Below are 19102 nucleotides of genomic sequence, written 5' to 3'. Positions count from 1 at the left end.
CGGGCGGACCGACGCGAGGGTCCACGAAGGGTGCATCTGTCCCTGATCAGAGGAAAAATAACCTTTCGCGCAACTTTTGCTCTGCGCACGAATTGACACTCTTCAGCGAGTTCGTACGATTTGTTCGTTTCGTGCCGGCGCGGCCCGGACGGGGCTCACACGTTCGGGGGCTCTCCCTCGATCGGGCGACCCAGGACTCCGGGGCGCCGTTGCCACGGCAGCGGGCCGCCCGGCGGGCGGTAGTCGACACCCAGGGCGTCGAGCCGCGCGTAGTGCGTGCCCATGCGGCGTTCGAAGTCGGCGAAGTCCCGCTCGCCGGGGGCCGGGAGCCGGGACCAGGCGACCTCGGCGAAGGCGGCGAGCCGCGGGAAGACCTGGTAGTCGACGCGGGCCCGGTTCTGCATGACCTCGGTCCAGACGTTGGCCTGGGTGCCGATGATGTGGCCGGCCGCCTCCTCGGAGAGCCCCGGGGGTACGGGTTCGAAGCGGTAGACGTCCTGCAGGGTGCGGACGAATCCGATGGGCATCGGTTCGTCGGGGCCGCCGTCCTGACGGTGGTCCAGGTACACCTGCTGCTCGGGGCACATGACGACGTCGTGTCCGGCCTCGGCGGCGGCGATGCCGCCCGCGTAACCCCGCCACGAGGACACCGCCGCGCCCTCGGCGAGTCCGCCCTCCAGGATCTCGTCCCAGCCGATGAGGCGACGCCCCCGGGCGGTGAGCCAGGTGTCGAAGTGCCGGATGAACCAGGACTGGAGCTCGTCCTCGTCCCTCAGGCCGAGTTCGGCCATCCGGGCCCGGGCGGCCGGTGACTCCTTCCACTGGTCCTTGAGGCATTCGTCGCCACCGATATGGATGAACGGTGACGTGGCGGCGGGAAAGAGGTCGAGCACCTCCTCGAAGACTCCTTCGAAGAAGCGCAGGGTGTTGTCGGTGGGGGCGAGTACGTTCGGGTTGATGCCCCAGGTGTCCCACACGGACAGCGCGGATGTGCCGACGACGTCGGTGTTGCCCAGTTCCGGATACGCGCTGATGGCTGCCTGCGAGTGCCCCGGGATGTCGATCTCGGGGACGACCCGGATATGCCGCTCGGCGGCGTAGGCGACGATTTCACGGATGTCGTCCTGGGTGTAGAAACCGCCGTGCGGGGTCTCGTCCCACAACTCGGAGGCCCGGTGCCCGTATTTGGTGCGAGCGCGCCAGGAAGCGGTCTCCGTGAGACCGGGATGACGCTTGATCTCGATGCGCCAGCCCTGGTCGTCGGTGAGGTGGAAGTGGAACACGTTGAGCTTGTGCGCGGCCATGAGGTCCAGATAGCGCAGGACGTCGTCCTTCGGCATGAAGTGCCGTGCCACGTCGAGCATCAGGCCCCGCCAGGAGAAGCGGGGGCTGTCCTCGATCTCCGTGTACGGGACGCCCCGCTGCGGACCGGGGCTGACGGGCGCCCGGCGGAAGGCCTCGGGACCCAGGAGCTGACGCAGGGTCTGCGCACCCCAGAACACTCCGGCGGCACTCCCTCCGGTGACGCGTACGCCCCAGGTGGGCGACACACCCAGCCGGTATCCCTCCGGCTCCAGGGAGGGATCGACGCGCAGCTCGACGGTGTTCCCGCCGTCGCCCGCCCCGGGGGCGAGCGGCAGGCCGAACGCGGCGCCGAGGGTGGCCCGGAGCCAGCGCTCCGCGGTCCCGGTGCCTTCCTGCGCGGTGATGGTGGTGGACGGGTCCAGGAGGAATCCGCAGCTGCCCGGGTCGCCGACGTGTACGGGCGCCGGAATCAGGTTGTGCACGTCAGTCCTTAACCGCTCCGCCCAGTCCCGAGACCAGACGGCGCTGTACGAGTACGAAGAAGACCAGCACGGGAACGGTCATCACCGTCGAGGCGGCCATGATCCCTCCCCAGTCGTTCTCATCGGGTTTGAAGAAGACCAGCAGCGCCATGGGGAGCGTCGACTGGGAGGTGTCGCTGATGAGGAACGATTTCGCGAACAGGAAGTCGTTCCAGGTCGAGATGAACGAGAAGACACTCGTCGCCACGAGTCCGGGGAAGACCAGCGGGAAGAGGATCTGCCACAGGAAGCGCGTGCGGCTCGCCCCGTCGATGTAGGCGGCCTCCTCCAGCGCGTCGGGAACGGCCTTGACGAAACCGCGCAGCATCCAGATCGCGAACGGGAGCGAGAAGGCCAGATGCGGGAGGATCAGCGAGCCCAGCGTGTTCAGCTGTCCGAAGTCCCGCATGAGGAAGAACAGCGGAATGGTCAGCGCCTCGACGGGCACCATCTGCGCGACCAGGAACATGATCAGCAGGGTCGTCCGGAACGTGAAGCGGAATCTCGTCACCGCCGTCGCGGCGAGGAAGGCGATCAGCGCGGACGCGACGACGACCGTGCCGGCGACGAGCAGGCTGTTGAGGAAGTACCGGCCGAAATCCTGCTGTTCGAAGACCCGGCGGAACGAGTCGAGGGACGGGGACAGCGTCCAGGGCCGCGCTTCGGTCGACTGGACCTCGCCCGCCGGCTTGAACGCGGAGAGCACCATCCAGTACAGGGGGAAGGCGACCACGACGGCGATGACGAGGGCGGCCGCCTCCGCAGCCAGCCTGCCGGGGCGCCGGATGCGCGGACGGGTGGTCATCGGCGTGCTCACAGTTCCTCCCCCTGGCGTCGCACCAGGCGCAGATAGACCAGCGTGACGGCCAGCAGGATCACCAGCATCACGACGCCGATCGCCGATCCGAGGCTGTACTGCGAGGACGCGAACGCCTTCTGGTACGCGTACACGTTGAGCACCAGGTTCTGTCCGGCTATGCCACCGCCGTTGGTCATGACGTAGATCTGGGTGAAGACCTTGAAGTCCCAGATGATCGACTGGATGGTGACGACGATCAGGATCGGCCGCAGCATCGGCGCCATGACCGACCGCCAGATCCGCCACTGCGAGGCGCCGTCCAGCGAGGCCGCCTCCAGCACCTCCGTGGGGATCGCCCGGATGCCCGCGTACACGGTCACCATCACGAACGGGAACGAGCACCAGAGCACTTCGAGGAGCACCAGGGCGAAGGCGCTGTAGCGCCCGTACGTCCAGGAGAAGTCGCCGAGGCCCAGCACCTTGTTGACCGGTCCGAAATCCGGGTCGAAGAGGAAGACCCAGACCGTCGAGCCCGTGATCGCCGGGGTTGCCCAGGCACCCAGTGCGGCCATCATGAGCGCGAGCCGGGGCAGGGCCCGGATCCGGGTCAGCAGGACGGCCAGGGCGCAGCCGACGAACAGGGTGGCGAGCACGCAGGCCGTGGCGAAGAGCACGGTCGCGAGGAGCACCTGCCAGAACTGGCTGTCGCCGAAGAGCGTCGCGTAGTTGCCGAAGCCCTGGAAGGTGGTCGGCTCGCCGCCGCTGACCTGGGCCTGGGTGTACTCCAGGAAGGAGATCAGGCCCAGTTGGTAGATCGGGTAGACGAGGAGTCCGCCGAGCAGGACCAGCGCGGGCAGCAGGTACAGCCAGGGGGTCCAGCCGGAGCGCCGCGCGGGAGATGCCGGGCGGCGCCGGGGCGGGCGGGCCGGTGTGCCGCCCGCCCCGGCCTTCTCGGGAGCTCTGTACGCCGTCGTGTTCGCGGTCATCGTCAGCCCGCGTCGGCGAACGCCGCGTCCATCTTCTTCGCCGCGTCGTCGGAGGCGGCTGCCACGTCCTTACGGCCGCTGACGATCTCCTGGAACATCGTCGGCAGGACCAGCGAGGCGTCGATCTGGCCCCAGGCCGAGGAGGCGGGGACGAACTTGGCGCCGGAGCCGAGCGTGGTGACGAACGGCGCGACGAAGGGCTCCTTCTCCGCGACCGAGGCCCGGACGTCCGTGTACGTCGGCAGCCAGCCCATCGCGTCGAACATCTTGGCCTGGGTCTTCTTGCCGGTCAGCGACTTCATCAGGTCGACGGCGAGGGTGCGGTGCGAACTGCTTTTCAGCACACCGATGTTGTTGCCGCCGGCGAACGCCGGGGCGATCGAGCCCTCCGCCACGCCGGGCAGCGGCACGACGGCGTACTTGCCCTTCACGCTGCCCGCCTCGACGGCCGCGTGGCTGAAGTCGCCGCCGATCGCCATGGCCGCCTTGCCGGACGCGAAGGCGGTGACGGTCGCGTTGCCGCCCATGGAGGCGCACTTGGCTGCGGGGCAGTTGTCGTCCCCGAAGAGCGAGGTGTAGGCCTCGATGCCCTTGCGCGCCTTCTCGCTGTTGATGGCCGACGCGTAGGTCACCCCGGTCTCGTCGGCCAGTTCGCCGCCGTGCGCCCAGATGAAGGGCATCGCGCCGTAGGTGTAGGCGCCGCCGACCGCGAGGCCGTACAGGTCCGGCTTCTCCTTGTGGACCTTCCTGGCCGTGGAGATCAGCTCGGCCTGGGACTTGGGGGGCTCGATGCCGAGGTCCTCGAAGATGTCGGTGCGGTAGTACAGCGCCCGTACGCCGACGAAGAGCGGCGCCCCGTACACCTGGCCGTCGACCGTCACGGACTGCTTGGCGGTCGGATCGGTGTCCTCGGCGTCGTCCCAGGCCTCGAACTCCTTGCTCACATCGGCCAGCCCGCCGTCCTTCACGTAGCCGGCCGTGTCCGTGTTGCCGTACTCGATGAGGTCGGGGGCGCTCTTCGGGTCGTTGAAGGCGGCCTTGATGCGCTGGGCCCGGGTGTCGACGGGTATGTACTCGACTTCGACCTTCGCCCCCTCGTGGGACTTCTCGAATGCGGCGACGGCCGCGTCGACGACCTTCTCCTTGGGCTTGTTGCCGACCTCCTGGAAGAGCCAGACGCGAAGCGTGCCGCTCTTCTTGTCCCCGTCGGCGCCGGTGTCGGAGGTCTGGGGCGCGCAGGCGGTGGCGGTGAGGCCCGCCAGCACAAGCGCCGCGGCCGGGGCGGCAATTCGGGCAGAAAGCTTCATCCGGAACCCTTACCGGTCAGTCGTTGCATCCTGTGCAACGCGCGTTTCGTTCTGCACAACTTGCAGGAGAGTAAGGGCGCACCCGGACGCCGACAAGTGGTCTCAACCACTCTGTGACCACCCGGCGCATCCCGTGCAACGCACACCGCACGCGCCTGCCCCTCCCGGGCACGCGAAAGACCCCCGGGCAGACGAAAGACCCCCGGGGCGCGCATCTCTGCGCGCCCCGGGGGTCAGGTCCCGGAGGGTGAAAAAGGCCGCGGACTACTTCTTGCTGCTGTCCTTGCCGCCCTTGCCCTTGTCCTTGTCGCCGCCGGCGCCCATGGACTCGTAGATCTCCTTGCACATGGGACAGACCGGATACTTCTTGGGGTCGCGCCCCGGTACCCAGACCTTGCCGCACAGTGCCACCACGGGAGTGCCTTCCAGGGCGCTCGCCATGATCTTGTCCTTCTGGACGTAATGGGCGTAGCGCTCGTGGTCGCCGTCGCCGTTCGACACCTGTGGCGTCGGCTCTACGAGGGTCCCCGTACCTGCCCCGCGCTCGGGCTCAAGAGTGCTCATAACTGCCAAGCGTACTGAAAGCCCGGGGCATCAGTTCAGCGAAGGGTCGTCGGCGTACGTGGCGATCATGGCGAGCTCACTGCGCTGGCGCCGCAGAACGGCCCGCCAGAGGCTCTCCGGACGCGGCGACGACACATCGCCCGGCTCCGACTCGACCACGTACCAGGCGCCGTCCGTCAGCTCCGCCTCGAGCTGACCGGGGCCCCAGCCCGCGTACCCCGCGAAGATCCGCAGCGAACCGAGCGCCGCGGCCAGCAGCTCCGGCGGCGCCTCCAGGTCCACCAGGCCGATCGCCCCGTGCACCCGCCGCCAGCCCAGCGGGCCCTCGTCCCCGGGGATCACCGCCACACCCAGCGCCGAGTCGAGCGAGACCGGACCGCCCTGGAACACCACGTCCGGCTCACCGGTCAGACCGGCCCAGGACTCGAGGATGTCACCGACGCCGACCGGGGTCGGCCGGTTCAGGACCACGCCGAGCGAGCCCTCCTCGTCGTGGTCGAGGAGAAGCACCACCGCGCGGTCGAAATTCGGGTCCGCCAGGGCGGGTGCGGCCACGAGCAGCCGCCCTGTGAGCGAGGACACCTCGGTCATGGCAGAAATGATCCCGCATCTTCGCCCTCCGCGGGGACCAACGGGCCCGCCCGGCCGCCGCGGGGCGTGATCCGCAGCTCAGGGCGCACAGCCACGGCACAGGCGCACGGGGAGCGCACGAATCCGACCGGATCGGACCGCTCCGCAGACGGTAACCCTCCGCAAGGCTTGTGGGGCAGAACGTGTTGTGGCGGATTCATGACGTTCGTACACCCCCCTGTGACTTACGGAAGGGGGGTGGGGGGCCATTACCCTTTTCGATGGCCCCCTGCCCGACCACTCCGGAACGCGAGATACATGACCGGCACAGACGATGTCCTGCTTGTCCACGGCGGCACCCCGCTGGAGGGCGAGATCCGCGTCCGAGGCGCCAAGAACCTGGTGCCGAAGGCAATGGTCGCCGCGCTGCTCGGCAGCGGGCCCAGCCGGCTCCGCAACGTGCCCGACATCCGCGATGTGCGGGTGGTCCGGGGACTGCTGCAGCTGCACGGTGTGACCGTCCGCCCCGGTGACGAGCCGGGCGAACTCATCCTCGATCCCTCGCACGTCGAGAGCGCGAACGTCGCCGACATCGACGCCCACGCGGGCTCGTCGCGCATCCCGATCCTCTTCTGCGGCCCACTGCTGCACCGTCTGGGCCATGCGTTCATCCCGGGGCTCGGCGGCTGCGACATCGGCGGCCGGCCGATCGACTTCCACTTCGAGGTGCTGCGCCAGTTCGGCGCGACCATCGAGAAGCGGGCGGACGGCCAGTACCTGGAGGCCCCGCAGCGGCTGCGCGGCACGAAGATCCGGCTGCCGTACCCGTCGGTGGGCTCCACCGAGCAGGTCCTGCTGACGGCCGTCCTCGCCGAGGGCGTCACCGAGCTGTCCAACGCGGCCGTCGAGCCGGAGATCGAGGACCTCATCTGCGTACTGCAGAAGATGGGCGCGATCATCTCCATGGACACCGACCGGACCATCCGGATCACCGGTGTCGACAAGCTCGACGGATACACCCACCGGGCGATCCCGGACCGTCTGGAGGCGGCCTCCTGGGCGTCGGCGGCGCTGGCGACCGAGGGCAACATCTACGTGCGCGGCGCCCAGCAGCGTTCGATGATGACGTTCCTCAACACCTTCCGCCGGGTCGGCGGCGCCTTCGAGATCGACGACGAGGGCATCCGCTTCTGGCACCCCGGCGGCGCTCTCAACGCCATCGCGCTGGAGACGGACGTCCACCCCGGTTTCCAGACCGACTGGCAGCAGCCGCTCGTGGTCGCACTGACGCAGGCCGCCGGCCTGTCGATCGTCCACGAGACGGTGTACGAGTCCCGGCTCGGCTTCACCTCGGCGCTCAACCAGATGGGCGCGCACATCCAGCTCTACCGCGAGTGCCTCGGGGGCTCCGACTGCCGGTTCGGACAGCGGAACTTCCTGCACTCGGCGGTCGTGTCCGGGCCCACGAAGCTCCAGGGCGCGGATCTGGTGATCCCGGACCTGCGCGGCGGCTTCTCGTACCTGATCGCCGCCCTGGCGGCCCAGGGGACGTCACGGGTGCACGGCATCGAACTGATCAACCGCGGCTACGAGAACTTCATGGACAAGCTCGAGAAGCTCGGCGCGAAGGTCGAGCTGCCGGGCGGTTCACTCGTCTGACACCGCGCCGGACGCGCTCCGGCGCACGCACAGTGCTGCCGCACACAACACTGCGCACCCCGCACACCACAGTCCGCCGCCCCGGCCCCGCACAAGGGTCCGGGGCGGCGTTCTGTTCGCAGCCCCGCACTGCCGGACCCCTGACGCACCGCCTCACAGACGCCCCAGGGCGCCCGTACAGGCCCGTACGGGCCTCAACCGCCCAACTCCGCACACCTGGGGCTCACAGCGGCCGTACGGGCCCTGTGCGGGCGCCGCAGGTGCCACGCTCCGCTCCGGGCATGCCGAAGGGCGGCCGTCCCGGTCAGGACGGCCGCCCTTCTTGATGCCTACGGGGCTTACTTGCCCTTGGCGGCTTCCTTGAGCTTCGAGCCCGCGGAGACCTTCACGCTGTAGCCGGCCGGGATGTTGATCGGGTCGCCGGTCTGCGGGTTACGAGCGGTGCGAGCGGCACGGTGGGTGCGCTCGAAGGTCAGGAAGCCGGGGATGGTGACCTTCTCGTCGCCCTTGGCGACGATCTCGCCGACGGTCTCGGCAAGGGCGGCCAGAACGGCGTCGGCGTCCTTGCGGGTCACCTCGGCACGGTCGGCCAGGGCGGCCACCAGCTCACTGCGGTTCATGTTGTTACTCCCGTGTTCTTCTTGCCTGTGAGGCGTGAGATCGAAGCCGATGCTGCCAGGGCCCTCTGACAGTCCCCGGACCCGGGTCTGATGTCAGACCCTCGCGCCCGAATACGCATCCTGCCCCCACCTGCGGCGGTAACGCCAATCCGGAACCCCTCGACGCCACACGAAAAGCACCACTGATTGCCTGTGGTGACGTTCCGTCGACTTCTTGAAGCGGTCCGCAGCGGATGCCGGGCCTGTGGGGCTCGCTGCCCGCCCACCCTAAAGGGGCGTTTGGGACGTCGCGACCCGCGACGCGCCGTACAGGGCGCGCGGACGTGAGGTACGGCACCGTCCACAGGGGCCGTGGCCGACCCCCGCGGACGGCGTGTGTCAGGGCCTCCGAACGAGAGGCCCTAGACGGGATCCGGCGTCGCCGTGGCGGCGCCGGCCGCCTTCGCGGCGTTGCGGACCGCGCCCGCGACCGCGCCCGCGACCTTGTCGTTGAAGACCGACGGGATGATGTAGTTCGCGTTCACCTCGTCCTCGGCGACGACACCCGCGAGGGCACGCGCGGCGGCGAGCATCATCTCCGTGTTGACGGTGCGGGACTGAGCGTCCAGCAGGCCGCGGAAGACTCCGGGGAATACCAGGACGTTGTTGATCTGGTTCGGGAAGTCGGAGCGGCCGGTGGCCACAACTGCCGCCGTCTCGCGGGCGATTGCCGGGTCCACCTCGGGGTCCGGGTTGGCGAGGGCGAACACGATCGCACCGTCGGCCATCGCGGCTACGTCGTCGCCGTTCAGGACGTTGGGGGCGGAGACGCCGATGAAGACGTCGGCGCCGACGACGGCCTGCTTGAGGGTGCCGGTGACGCCCTCGGGGTTGGTGTTGTCGGCGATCCAGCGCAGTGGCGAGTCGGGGTCGGCGGAGACGAGGTCCTCGCGGTCCGCGTGCACCACTCCGTGGATGTCGGCGACGACCGCGTGCTTGACGCCCGCGGCGATGAGCAGTTTCAGGATGGCCGTACCGGCGGCGCCCGCGCCCGACATGACGACCCGTACGTCACCGATCGCCTTGCCGACCACACGCAGCGCGTTGGTCAGCGCGGCGAGGACGACGATCGCCGTGCCGTGCTGGTCGTCGTGGAAGACGGGGATGTCCAGCGCCTCGCGCAGCCGTGCCTCGATCTCGAAGCAGCGGGGGGCGGAGATGTCCTCGAGGTTGATGCCCGCGAAGCCCGGGGCGATCGCCTTGACGATCTCGACGATGGCGTCGGTGTCCTGGGTGTCCAGGCAGATCGGCCAGGCGTCGATGCCGGCGAAACGCTTGAACAGCGCCGCCTTGCCCTCCATCACGGGGAGCGCCGCCATCGGGCCGATGTTGCCGAGGCCCAGCACCGCGGAGCCGTCCGTGACCACGGCGACGGAGTTGCGCTTGATGGTCAGGCGGCGGGCGTCCTCGGGGTTCTCGGCGATCGCCATGCAGACCCGGGCCACACCCGGGGTGTAGATCATCGAGAGGTCGTCACGGTTGCGGATGGGGTGCTTGGACGCCATCTCGATCTTGCCACCGAGGTGCATCAGGAACGTACGGTCGGACACCTTGCCGAGGACGACGCCCTCGATGTCGCGCAGACCTTCGACGATCTCGTCCGCGTGCGAGGTCGAGGATGCCGCGATGGTGACGTCGATCCGCAGCTTCTCGTGGCCGGAAGCGGTCACATCGAGGCCGGTGACCGAACCGCCGGAGGACTCCACGGCCGTGGTGAGCTGGGAGACCGCCGTGCCGCTCGCGGGCACCTCCAGCCTGACCGTCATCGAGTACGAGACGCTGGGCGCCGTTGCCATGGCCGAGTCCTTCGCTTTCTGAGCTTCATTGCTGCCGCACGCACATGGGATCCACCCCGTACGCGCGTTCCGATCGTTTCACCTACCGGCCGGTAGCCGGTAATGACTGCCACCTTTCGGAAATTTTTTTCCACCATACGAGAATCTACTCGTTCGAGGGAACCCCTGCCGGTGACGCGCACCCCCGGAAACGACAACAGACCCGCGCCACCCTCGGGTGACGCGGGTCTGTCTCTTCACTCAGGTGGCACCGACCCGCCATGCTCGCCTCGCGGCAAGTGGTCGCTCGTAGCGACGAAGGTTGGGCCCGGGGGCTTGGATCGAGCCGGTGCCAACACCAGGCTAACAAACACCCTGGAGAAGTGATTCCTGCGCGACGGGTTGACTCGGAAAAGTACCGCCGCCCTCAGCAGCCGGCTTCCCGGCAGCCCTTCGCCTCAGTCCCTCAGCAGGTCGGGAACACCGTCCTCGTCCGGCAGATCACGCTCCCCCGAGACCACGGTCAGCTGCTGCGTCGCCCGGGTGAGGGCCACATACAGCACCCGCAGACCGGCCGGGGACTCGTCCGCGATCTCCGCGGGCGAGACGACGACCGTGGCGTCGTACTCCAGGCCCTTCGCCTCCAGGCTGCCCAGCGCCACCACCCGCTCGCCGAGCTCCGCCAGCCAGGCACGGGCCTCCGCGCGCCGGTCCATCGCCACGACCACGCCCACGGTGCCGTCCACCTCGCCGAGGAGCCTGCGCGCCTCCTCGCGGACCGTCCCGGCGAGATCCCCGTCCCGCACGGTCTCGAAGCGCGGTTTCACCCCCGTCGAGCGGACCGCGGTCGGGGACTCCATTCCCGGCATGGCGAGCGCCAGCACCTTCGCCGCGAGCTCGGCGATCTCCGCCGGGTTGCGGTAGTTGACCGTGAGGGTGAACCGGCGCCGGGGCCGGTTGCCGAGCGCCTCGTCCCGGGCCGCCGACGCCTCGTCCGGATCGGACCAGGAGGACTGCGCCGCGTCGCCGACGATCGTCCACGTGGCGTGCCGGCCGCGGCGGCCGACCATGCGCCACTGCATGGGCGTCAGGTCCTGCGCCTCGTCGACGATGACGTGCGCGTACTCCGTGCGCTCCGCCGCCAGCCGCTCGGCCCGCTCGCGCTGGGTCTCCTCGCGCTGCGGCATCAGCTCCTCCAGACCCGTGAGCTGGTCCAGCGGGTCGAGCTCGCGCTTCCGCTTCGGACGGTGCGGGGTTCCCAGCAGCGTCTGCAGCTCGTCCAGGAGCGCCACGTCATGGACGGAGAGCGGGCCCTTGCCGTCCTCGTCCAGCCGCTTCAGCGAACGGGCGAGACGGCGCACCTCGCCCTGGTTGAGGATCCTGCGCGCCCAACGGCCGAGCCGCCGCTCGTCGGCCATCGCGGCCAGCACCCCGCGAGGGGTGAGTTCCGGCCACCAGGCGTTCAGGAACATGAGGAACGGTGTCTCCGTGGAGACGTCCTCGTCGAACGACGAACGGAGCTCCGCGGCGAGCTCGGGGTCGGTGTAGCGGCCCCGGCCCGACGACTTGTTCCACAGGGCGTCCAGGAGCAGTTTGCGGGCGCGCGGGCGCAGCAGGTTGACGGGAGCGGTGCCGCCGAGCACGTTGTGCCGGATGCGCCGGAGCTCGTCCCCGTTCAGCTCGACGCGAGCGCCGAAGGCCACCACCCTCAGCTGGGTGGGGGTGACGGCCGCGTCCGGGGCCTCCGCCTCTCCGAACGCCAGCTGCCCCTCCTGGGAGGCGGGCCGGGGCGCGGGCTGCTCCAGCGCCCCGCGGGCCACCTTGCGCAGCACGTGCAGCATCCGGGAGGAGCCCTTGATCCGGGCCACGGCCGGCTCGTCGTACGTGGTGGCGCCCTCGATGCCCGCCGCCTCGTCGGACAGCGAGCCGACGGCACGGATCGCGACCTGGCCCTCCTCTCCGAGCGAGGGCAGCACCCCTTCGGTGTACGCGACCAGGAGCGGCGTCGGCGAGACGACGAGGATGCCGCCCGCGTACCGGCGCCGGTCCTGGTAGAGCAGATACGCGGCCCGGTGCAGGGCGACCGCGGTCTTGCCGGTCCCGGGCCCTCCGGAGACCTCCGTGACGGAGGCGGCGGGGGCGCGGATCACCATGTCCTGCTCGGCCTGGATCGACGAGACGATGTCCCGCATGGTGTGGCTTCGGGCCTGGCCCAGCGCGGCCATCAGGGCACCGTCGCCGATGACGGGCAGCTTGTCTCCGCCCAGGTACGCGGTCAGCTCCGGACGCATCAGGTCGTCCTCGACCCCGAGGACCTTGCGGCCCTTGGAGCGGATGACCCGTCGGCGTACGACCCTGCCCGGGTCCTTGGGCGTCGACCGGTAGAACGGCGCGGCGGCCGGGGCACGCCAGTCGATCACCAGGGGTGCGTAGTCGGAGTCGAGTACTCCTATGCGGCCGATGTGCAGCGTCTCGGCGACATCGGCGGTGCTGTCCTCCCGTACGGCGTCGTCGGCGGGCTCGACGGAGGTGAAGGCGCCGTCCGGGCCGCGTTCGCCGTCCTTGCCGTGGAGGAGGTCGATCCGCCCGAAGAGGAAGTCCTCGAACTCACTGTTCAGCCGGTTGAGGTGGACCCCGGCACGGAAGACCTGGGCGTCCCGCTCCGCGAGTGCGCCCGGCGTACCGACCTGCCCCCGCTTGCCGGCGTCGTGCATGAGAAATTCCGCCTCGTCGATCTTCTCTTCGAGACGGTGGTAGACCCGGTCCAGATGTACTTGTTCGACACCGATTTCCCGGTCCCGCAACGAATCGACAGCGGCATCCTGCGCGGCCACCGAGGCCCCCTTCTGACGTGCATTGGGCAGCCGTCAACCGTACGCGAAGAGGGGCCCCCGGCGCACCTGCCGCCCGTATTGCGTTTACGCGTCGATCTCCACCAGCCGCTCGCCGTCGAAGGTCCGCACCTCGAAGTGGTCGATGTCGTCGCGCGCCATCGCCGCGCCGCCGTGCACGTACAGCGGGTACTTCGCACTCGCGTGGGTGGAATTCTCGATTCCGTACCCCCACTTCGGAACGGACCAGGAGGTGACGATCTCCTCCTCGCCGGTCTTGGACACGGCGATCAGGCTGCATTTCTGCGGGCCTTTGACGTTCTTCAGCTGCAGGACCGTGTGCGTCCCCCAGGCCTTGGGCTCCATTCCGACCGTGGCGTCGACCCGGGTGGTGGGATCCGTCGCCCGGAGCTTCTCCGTCATGTGGTGGAAGAAGGCGTCCTCGGCCGGGCTCGTCGGATGGGGATCGGCCGCCTGGACCGACTTCCCGGCGCTGTCGTCGCCCGTGGCCGTGACCGCGACCACGGGGCCGCCGATCACGAGAACCGCGGCCGCCGCGATCAGATACCTGCTGCGCCGCCGCCGCTGAGCCCGTTTCTGCGCGACCTCGTCGACCAGGCTGTCCAGCAGTCGCGGCGCCGGCCTGTCGGGGACGTGCGGGACGGGGCGGGCGCCGGGGAGGGCCGCGGGAGCCTCCGCGAGCATCGCCAGCATGGGTTCCATCCCGGCGAATTCGTCGAGGTGGGCGGCGCACAGCGCACAGCCGGCCAGATGCGCCTCGAAGGCGCTCGCCTCGGCGTCGTCCAGGATGCCCAGGACATAGGCACCGGCGGCGTCGTGCTCCGGGCCTTCCACGGGGAACTCGAAGGGGCCCGCGGACGGGCGTGGAGGGCCTGACGGCCCCGAGGGCCCACGGGGACCCGTCGACCGGGGCCCGAACGGCTGCCACTCGTGGTCGCTCATGCCGTGATCCCCCTCTCTTCGAGTGCGAGCTTCATCGAACGAAGTGCGTAGAAAACCCGGGATCGCACAGTCCCGCTGGGGATGCCGAGCACCTCGGCGGCCTCGTTGACCGTACGGCCCTTGAAGTAGGTCTCGACCAATGCTTCCCGGTGAGCCGGGGTCAAATCGTCGAGCGCGTCCGAGAGCGTCATCAGCCACAACGCCTTGTCAATCTCGTCCTCCGCGGGAATGACCTCCAGCGGCGACGGATCGACCTCGCGCGGCCGGGCCTGCCGGCTGCGGTGGCCGTCGATGACGATGCGCCGGGCGACCGTCACCAGCCAGGGGCGGACTGAGCCGGTGGCCCGGTTGAGCGAACCGGCGTTCTTCCAGGCACGGATGAGCGTTTCCTGCACAACGTCCTCGGCCCGCTGGCGGTCACCCGCGACAAGGCGGAGCACGTAAGCGAGCAGAGGACCGGCGTGTTCGCGGTAGAGCGCCCGCATCAGCTCCTCGTCGGGGACGTCGGAGGGAGATCGGGGCGGTTCACTGCGATGTCGAGCCCTGTGCGGACGGTCATCGGCCACGGCCGCATCCTTGCGCACACGATCCTCCTGGTCGAGACCCTGTCGAGCTCTGTGACCATCGATACGCACGCGGGTGCCGGTTCATTCAACGGACTCACAACTTTCTTTCGCGACGTGCGTCCTACGGAACGGTCCTGACCCGGCGGCGGTGCCGGGCCACCCGCTCCCGGTTGCCGCAGACCTCGCTGGAGCACCAGCGGCGCCGCCGCCCCCGCGACGTGTCCAGGTAGAGCCGTCGGCAGGCGTCGCCCTCGCAGCGGCGCAGCCCCTCCCTGGCCACCGGATCCGTCAGCAGGTCCACGGCGTCCCGGGCCACCGCCGCCAGCAGCCCGTCGCACGCGGCGCCGGCGCTCAGCGCCCGTACGAGGACGCCGCCCTTGCCCCGTACGGCCCGCAGGCCGGGGGTCGGCACGGCCGCGAGCGCGTTGATCCGGTCCAGGGCGCCGTCGTCGCCACGGCCGGCCAGCTCGGCCGTCACCAGCAGGTCGATGCCCGCCCGTAACTCCCGGAAGCGCGCCACCCAGTTGTCGTCCACGGCGGTCAGCGGCGTCCCCTTCGGGACCAGCCCGGACGCCACCAGCCAGTCGGCGAGCCGGGCGGGACGGTCCAACCGCTCGCACGCTCCGGGGTTCCCCACCCCCGTCGCCACCAGATCCAGACAGATTCGGCCCGCGTCGAAACGCCGGCCGTACGAGCTCGTGCCCGCCGCCATGCGCCTGTCACCGCCCTGGGGTCACCGTGGGAGTCACCTCCAGAGTGCCCGTCCCCGGCCCCGCCCGGAACCCCTCCTGCCGCCCGGGCCACCGCCGTACCGTGTCCCCATGAACGAGGAGACGGTCACCCTGACGGCCGGGCCGCTGCTGATGCGCCCCTGGCGCCCGGACGACATCCCGGCGCTTCTCGCGGCGTACGACGACCCGGCGATGCGGCACTGGCTGCACACCCAGGTGTCCGGCGTCGCGGACGCGGAGCGGTGGCTGGCGGTCCAGCGGGACGGCTGGGCGTCCGGCAGCCGCCTCAGCTTCGCCGTGACCGATACGGGGAGGGGAGGCCGACTCGTGGGCAACCTCGCCCTGAAACGCCCCGTACCGGGCGCTGAGAGCGCCGAGGCGGGCTACTGGACCACGGCGGCGGCACGCGGCCGCGGCGTGGCCTCACAGGCCCTCCAGGCGCTCACCGACTGGGCGTTCGCCACGTTCGCCGCAGAGGGCCTGCGGCGGCTGGAGCTGCTCCACCAGGTGGACAACGAGGCGTCCTGCCGGGTCGCGGAGAAGGCCGGCTACGCGCTCGCCGAGGTCATCTCCGCCCTGCCGCCGCAGTACCCGCTCGACGGTCACCGGCACGTCCGGCACGCACCGTTCAGCGCTGCGGCGGTCCGTCGTGCAGGATCCGCTGGAACAGCCGGTGGTCCTGCCACGCACCGTTGATGTGGAGATAGCGCGGCGCCGTACCGATGAGCTCGAACCCGGCCTTCGCCAGCACCCGTTGCGAGGCCGTGTTGTCCACGACCGTCCCGGCCTCGATACGGTGCAGCCCGAGCCCGTCACGCGCCACCTCGCAGACCCGGCGGACGGCGGCGGTCGCCAGCCCCTGGCCCGCCCGGTCGACGTCGACCCAGTAGCCGAGCCTGGCGTTGCGGAACGGACCGCGCTCGATCGACGCCAGCGTCATCGCGCCCACCACCCGGTCCTCCTCGTCGGCCAGTACCCAGGGCATGGCACGCCCGTCGGCCCGGTCCGCCAGCAGCCCTGCCAGGCGCTGGACCTGGCCCCGCGGGGTGTAGAAGGCCTCGGGCCGTACGGGCTCCCAGCGGCGCATGTAGGCACGGCTGCGGGTCAGGGTCTCGGCCAAGGACTCGGCGTCGCCGGGCGTCACGGGCCTCAGCCGGACGCCCGCGACCAGGGGATGGGTGTCGTTGATCATCCCCGCACGGTAGCGACCCGTCAGGAATCCGCGTACTTGGTGTCGGCGGACGGGTCCAGCGCCAGCCGGTAGCCGCGCTTGACGACCGTCTGGATCAGCCTGGCCACGCCCAGCGCCGTACGGAGCCGGGCCATCGCCGTCTCCACCGCGTGCTCGTCCGTGCCGCTGCCGGGCAGCGCCCGCAGCAGATCGGCGCGCGACACCACCCAGCCCGGCTTGCGGGCCAGTGTGTGCAGGAGGGCCATGCCCGCGGGCGGCACCGGGCGCAGGGCGCCGTCGACCAGCGCGGCCTGCCCGCGGATCTCCAGCGTGTGCCCGGCGACCGGAAGCGTGCGGGCACGGGCGGGCAGCTGGGTGCAGAGCACCTGGACGAGCGGGCCGAGCCGGAAGCGTTCCGGCTGGACGGTGTCGATGCCCCGGGCCTGCAGGGGCAGCGCGGTGACCGGTCCCACGCAGGCCGTGACGACGTCGTGCTGCAGGGCGGACAGGACCTCGGGGAGCATTCCGCGTGCCTCGGCCCGGTTCAGGTACGAGGCGGCGGCGGGGGCGCTGGTGAAGGTGAGGGCGTCCAGACCGCGGGCGACCGTGACGTCGAGCATCCGGTCGAGCGGGGCGATGTCCTCCGGGGACATCCACCGGTAGACGGGTACGCCGACGACCTCGGCGCCCGCCGCCCGGAGCGCCTCGACGAAGCCGGGCAGCGGTTCGCCGTGCAGCTGGAGGGCGACCCGGCGTCCGTCGACGCCCTCGCCGAGCAGCCGGTCCAGCACCTCGGCCATCGACTCGGACCCGGGCGACCAGGCCTCGGTGAGCCCGGCGGCCCGGATGGAGCCCTTGACCTTGGGGCCGCGGGCCAGCAGTTCGACGCCGCGCAGCAGGTCCAGGAGCTGGTCGCCGATGCCCCAGCCGTCGGCTGCCTCCACCCAGCCCCGGAAGCCGATCGCCGTGGTGGCGATCACGACATCGGGTGCGTCGTCGATCAGTTCCTTGGTGGCGGCCAGGAGCTCGCTGTCGTCGGCGAGCGGCACGATCCGCAGGGCGGGGGCGTGCAGGACCGCCGCGCCCCTCCGCTGGAGGAGCGTCCCGAGCTCCTCGGCGCGACGGGCGGCGGTCACCCCGACCGTGAAGCCCGCGAGGGGCCCGTGTTGTGCGTCGTCGTGCATGGCGTGATACCCGGCTCTCGTCCCGCTGCTGCTCGATGGTGCGGAGGACCGAGACTGCCAACCCTGCGTGACAGTCTCGGTTCACCTGTATTTCCCGCCCGTTACGTCGCCCGACGCCCTGTGGTCATCCTCACACCTCGGCATAGCTGAGCTGGGGCTTCGAGGGCACGGGCGCGGTCCGGCGAAGGTATACCGCCCACGTGAGGGTGAAGCAGACGGCGTAGAAGAGCAGGAAGGACCAGAAGGCGGCCGTCCCGGCGCCCGAGGTCGCGAAGGACTGGCGGAAGGCGAGGTTGATCGCGAGGCCGCCCAGTGCGCCGACCGCCCCGATGAGCCCCATGGCCGCACCGGACAGCCGCCGTCCGTACGCCGCGGCCTCCTCGCCGCGCAGGCCCTTGCTGATCCCCTTGGCGTGGAAGATGCCCGGGATCATCTTGAACGTCGAACCGTTGCCGAGTCCCGTCAGCACGAACAGGGCGATGAATCCGATGAGGAAGACGGAGAGCGACTCGATCCCCGAGGCGTAGACGACGACACCGGTCGCCGCGGCCATCGCCGCGAAGTTCCACAGGGTGATCCGGGCGCCGCCGTAACGGTCGGCGAGCCAGCCGCCCGCGGGCCTGATCAGGGAGCCGAGCAGCGGTCCGATGAAGGTGAGCGAGGCGGCCTGCAGCGGGGTGCGGCCGAACTGCGTCTGCAGGACGAGGCCGAAGGCGAAGCTGTAGCCGATGAACGAGCCGAAGGTGCCGATGTAGAGCACCGCCATGATCCAGGTGTGCGGCTCACGTACGGCCTGGAGAGCGGCCCCGGTGTCGTTCTGGACGGGCCGGAGGTTGTCCATCCGGAAGGCGGCGCAGAGTGCGGAGACGATGATCAGCGGTACGTAGATCCCGAGCACGATCCGCGGGTGCGCGGCGCCTGCCGTACCGATCACCAGCAGGCCGATGAGCTGGACGACGGGGACGCCGATGTTTCCGCCGCCCGCGTTGAGCCCGAGGGCCCAGCCCTTCTTGCGGAGCGGGAAGAAGGCGTTGATGTTCGTCATCGAGGAGGCGAAGTTGCCGCCGCCGATACCGGTGAGCCCGGCGACGACGAGGAAGGTGGTGTACGAGGTCCCGGGTTCCATCACCATGAACGCGGCGACGGTCGGCACCAGGAGCGTCAGCGCGCTGAACACGGTCCAGTTGCGCCCGCCGAACAGCGCGACCGCGAAGGTGTACGGCACCCGGACGATGGCACCGACCAGGGTGGCCGTGGAGATCAGGAAGAACTTCCCGGCCGGGTCGATCCCGTACTCCGGTCCCATGAACAGGACCATGACGGACCACAGGGACCAGATCGAGAATCCGATGTGCTCCGAGAGCACGGAGAACCACAGGTTCCGCCGTGCCACACGCTCGCCGGACTCGCGCCAGAAGGTCTCGTCCTCCGGCTCCCACTGTTCGATCCAACGACCGGCCATCACGCGCCTCCACAGGGGTCGGGGTGTTGTCCTGCCGACGCTATGGAAC

General features: G+C 70.1%; 17 protein-coding genes. 2 read left to right on the top strand and 15 right to left on the bottom strand.

What is annotated here, in order from left to right; genetic code table 11:
- Positions 1 to 155: 155 nt before the first annotated feature.
- The 6 genes from OG844_RS31355 to OG844_RS31330 all read right to left on the bottom strand — a co-directional run bounded on the left by OG844_RS31355 (position 156) and on the right by OG844_RS31330 (position 6073).
- Positions 156 to 1787 (bottom strand): beta-N-acetylhexosaminidase, encoded by a 1632-nt coding sequence (locus tag OG844_RS31355; protein WP_406394810.1) that lies wholly within the window; start codon positions 1785 to 1787, stop codon positions 156 to 158.
- A gap of 1 nt (position 1788) precedes the next feature.
- The gene (locus OG844_RS31350; RefSeq protein WP_406394808.1) at positions 1789 to 2631 is read right to left on the bottom strand and encodes a carbohydrate ABC transporter permease; all 843 of its coding nucleotides are present in this window, start codon (positions 2629 to 2631) and stop codon (positions 1789 to 1791) included.
- A gap of 8 nt (positions 2632 to 2639) precedes the next feature.
- On the bottom strand, positions 2640 to 3611 hold the full coding sequence (locus OG844_RS31345; RefSeq protein ID WP_406394806.1) for a carbohydrate ABC transporter permease: 972 nt from the start codon (positions 3609 to 3611) through the stop codon (positions 2640 to 2642).
- Between the two features lie 2 nt (positions 3612 to 3613).
- The gene (locus OG844_RS31340; protein ID WP_406394804.1) at positions 3614 to 4918 is read right to left on the bottom strand and encodes an extracellular solute-binding protein; all 1305 of its coding nucleotides are present in this window, start codon (positions 4916 to 4918) and stop codon (positions 3614 to 3616) included.
- 264 nt (positions 4919 to 5182) lie between these two features.
- On the bottom strand, positions 5183 to 5482 hold the full coding sequence (locus tag OG844_RS31335) for a DUF3039 domain-containing protein (protein ID WP_329210492.1): 300 nt from the start codon (positions 5480 to 5482) through the stop codon (positions 5183 to 5185).
- A 30-nt stretch (positions 5483 to 5512) separates the two neighbouring features.
- Positions 5513 to 6073: a YqgE/AlgH family protein gene (locus tag OG844_RS31330; protein WP_406394803.1), complete on the bottom strand. Its 561-nt coding sequence runs from the start codon at positions 6071 to 6073 to the stop codon at positions 5513 to 5515.
- A gap of 297 nt (positions 6074 to 6370) precedes the next feature.
- On the opposite strand from OG844_RS31330, the gene murA reads away from it, so the two are divergent.
- Positions 6371 to 7711, top strand: coding sequence for a UDP-N-acetylglucosamine 1-carboxyvinyltransferase (gene murA, locus OG844_RS31325; RefSeq protein ID WP_406394801.1), 1341 nt, complete (start codon positions 6371 to 6373; stop codon positions 7709 to 7711).
- A gap of 338 nt (positions 7712 to 8049) precedes the next feature.
- Here the strand turns inward: murA and OG844_RS31320 are convergent, their stop codons facing one another.
- The 6 genes from OG844_RS31320 to OG844_RS31295 form a co-directional block, all read right to left on the bottom strand.
- Entirely contained in the window at positions 8050 to 8331 is a 282-nt protein-coding gene (locus tag OG844_RS31320; RefSeq protein ID WP_003968811.1) for an HU family DNA-binding protein, read from the bottom strand.
- Positions 8332 to 8732: 401 nt separating this feature from the next.
- Positions 8733 to 10166 (bottom strand): NAD-dependent malic enzyme, encoded by a 1434-nt coding sequence (locus tag OG844_RS31315; protein WP_406394800.1) that lies wholly within the window; start codon positions 10164 to 10166, stop codon positions 8733 to 8735.
- Between the two features lie 437 nt (positions 10167 to 10603).
- Complete coding sequence (locus OG844_RS31310) at positions 10604 to 12979, bottom strand: HelD family protein (protein WP_406394798.1); 2376 nt, start codon at positions 12977 to 12979, stop codon at positions 10604 to 10606.
- A gap of 84 nt (positions 12980 to 13063) precedes the next feature.
- A complete protein-coding gene (locus OG844_RS31305) occupies positions 13064 to 13939 on the bottom strand; it encodes an anti-sigma factor family protein (protein WP_406394796.1) in 876 nt (291 codons plus the stop codon).
- A complete protein-coding gene (locus OG844_RS31300; RefSeq protein ID WP_329210482.1) occupies positions 13936 to 14523 on the bottom strand; it encodes a sigma-70 family RNA polymerase sigma factor in 588 nt (195 codons plus the stop codon). The genes OG844_RS31305 and OG844_RS31300 overlap by 4 nt, the downstream gene beginning before the upstream one ends.
- A gap of 103 nt (positions 14524 to 14626) precedes the next feature.
- Positions 14627 to 15217, bottom strand: coding sequence for a CGNR zinc finger domain-containing protein (locus tag OG844_RS31295; RefSeq protein ID WP_406394795.1), 591 nt, complete (start codon positions 15215 to 15217; stop codon positions 14627 to 14629).
- A gap of 109 nt (positions 15218 to 15326) precedes the next feature.
- On the opposite strand from OG844_RS31295, the gene OG844_RS31290 reads away from it, so the two are divergent.
- Positions 15327 to 15932, top strand: coding sequence for a GNAT family N-acetyltransferase (locus tag OG844_RS31290; protein WP_406394793.1), 606 nt, complete (start codon positions 15327 to 15329; stop codon positions 15930 to 15932).
- Here the strand turns inward: OG844_RS31290 and OG844_RS31285 are convergent.
- From OG844_RS31285 to OG844_RS31275, 3 genes are all read right to left on the bottom strand, one after another.
- Complete coding sequence (locus OG844_RS31285) at positions 15865 to 16428, bottom strand: GNAT family N-acetyltransferase (protein WP_406394791.1); 564 nt, start codon at positions 16426 to 16428, stop codon at positions 15865 to 15867. The two genes, OG844_RS31290 and OG844_RS31285, sit on opposite strands and share 68 nt — an antisense overlap.
- Positions 16429 to 16448: 20 nt before the next feature.
- Positions 16449 to 17591 carry a uroporphyrinogen-III synthase gene (locus OG844_RS31280; RefSeq protein WP_406394790.1) on the bottom strand — a complete coding sequence of 381 codons (1143 nt, stop codon included), beginning with the start codon at positions 17589 to 17591 and terminating at the stop codon, positions 16449 to 16451.
- Between the two features lie 130 nt (positions 17592 to 17721).
- On the bottom strand, positions 17722 to 19053 hold the full coding sequence (locus OG844_RS31275) for a nitrate/nitrite transporter (protein ID WP_406394789.1): 1332 nt from the start codon (positions 19051 to 19053) through the stop codon (positions 17722 to 17724).
- Between the last annotated feature and the right edge of the window lie 49 nt (positions 19054 to 19102).

The sequence above is a fragment of the Streptomyces sp. NBC_00887 genome (genome assembly GCF_045207585.1).
The sequence above is the reverse complement of the archived record's forward strand: the minus strand, read 5'-3'. Positions and strand labels throughout refer to the sequence as shown.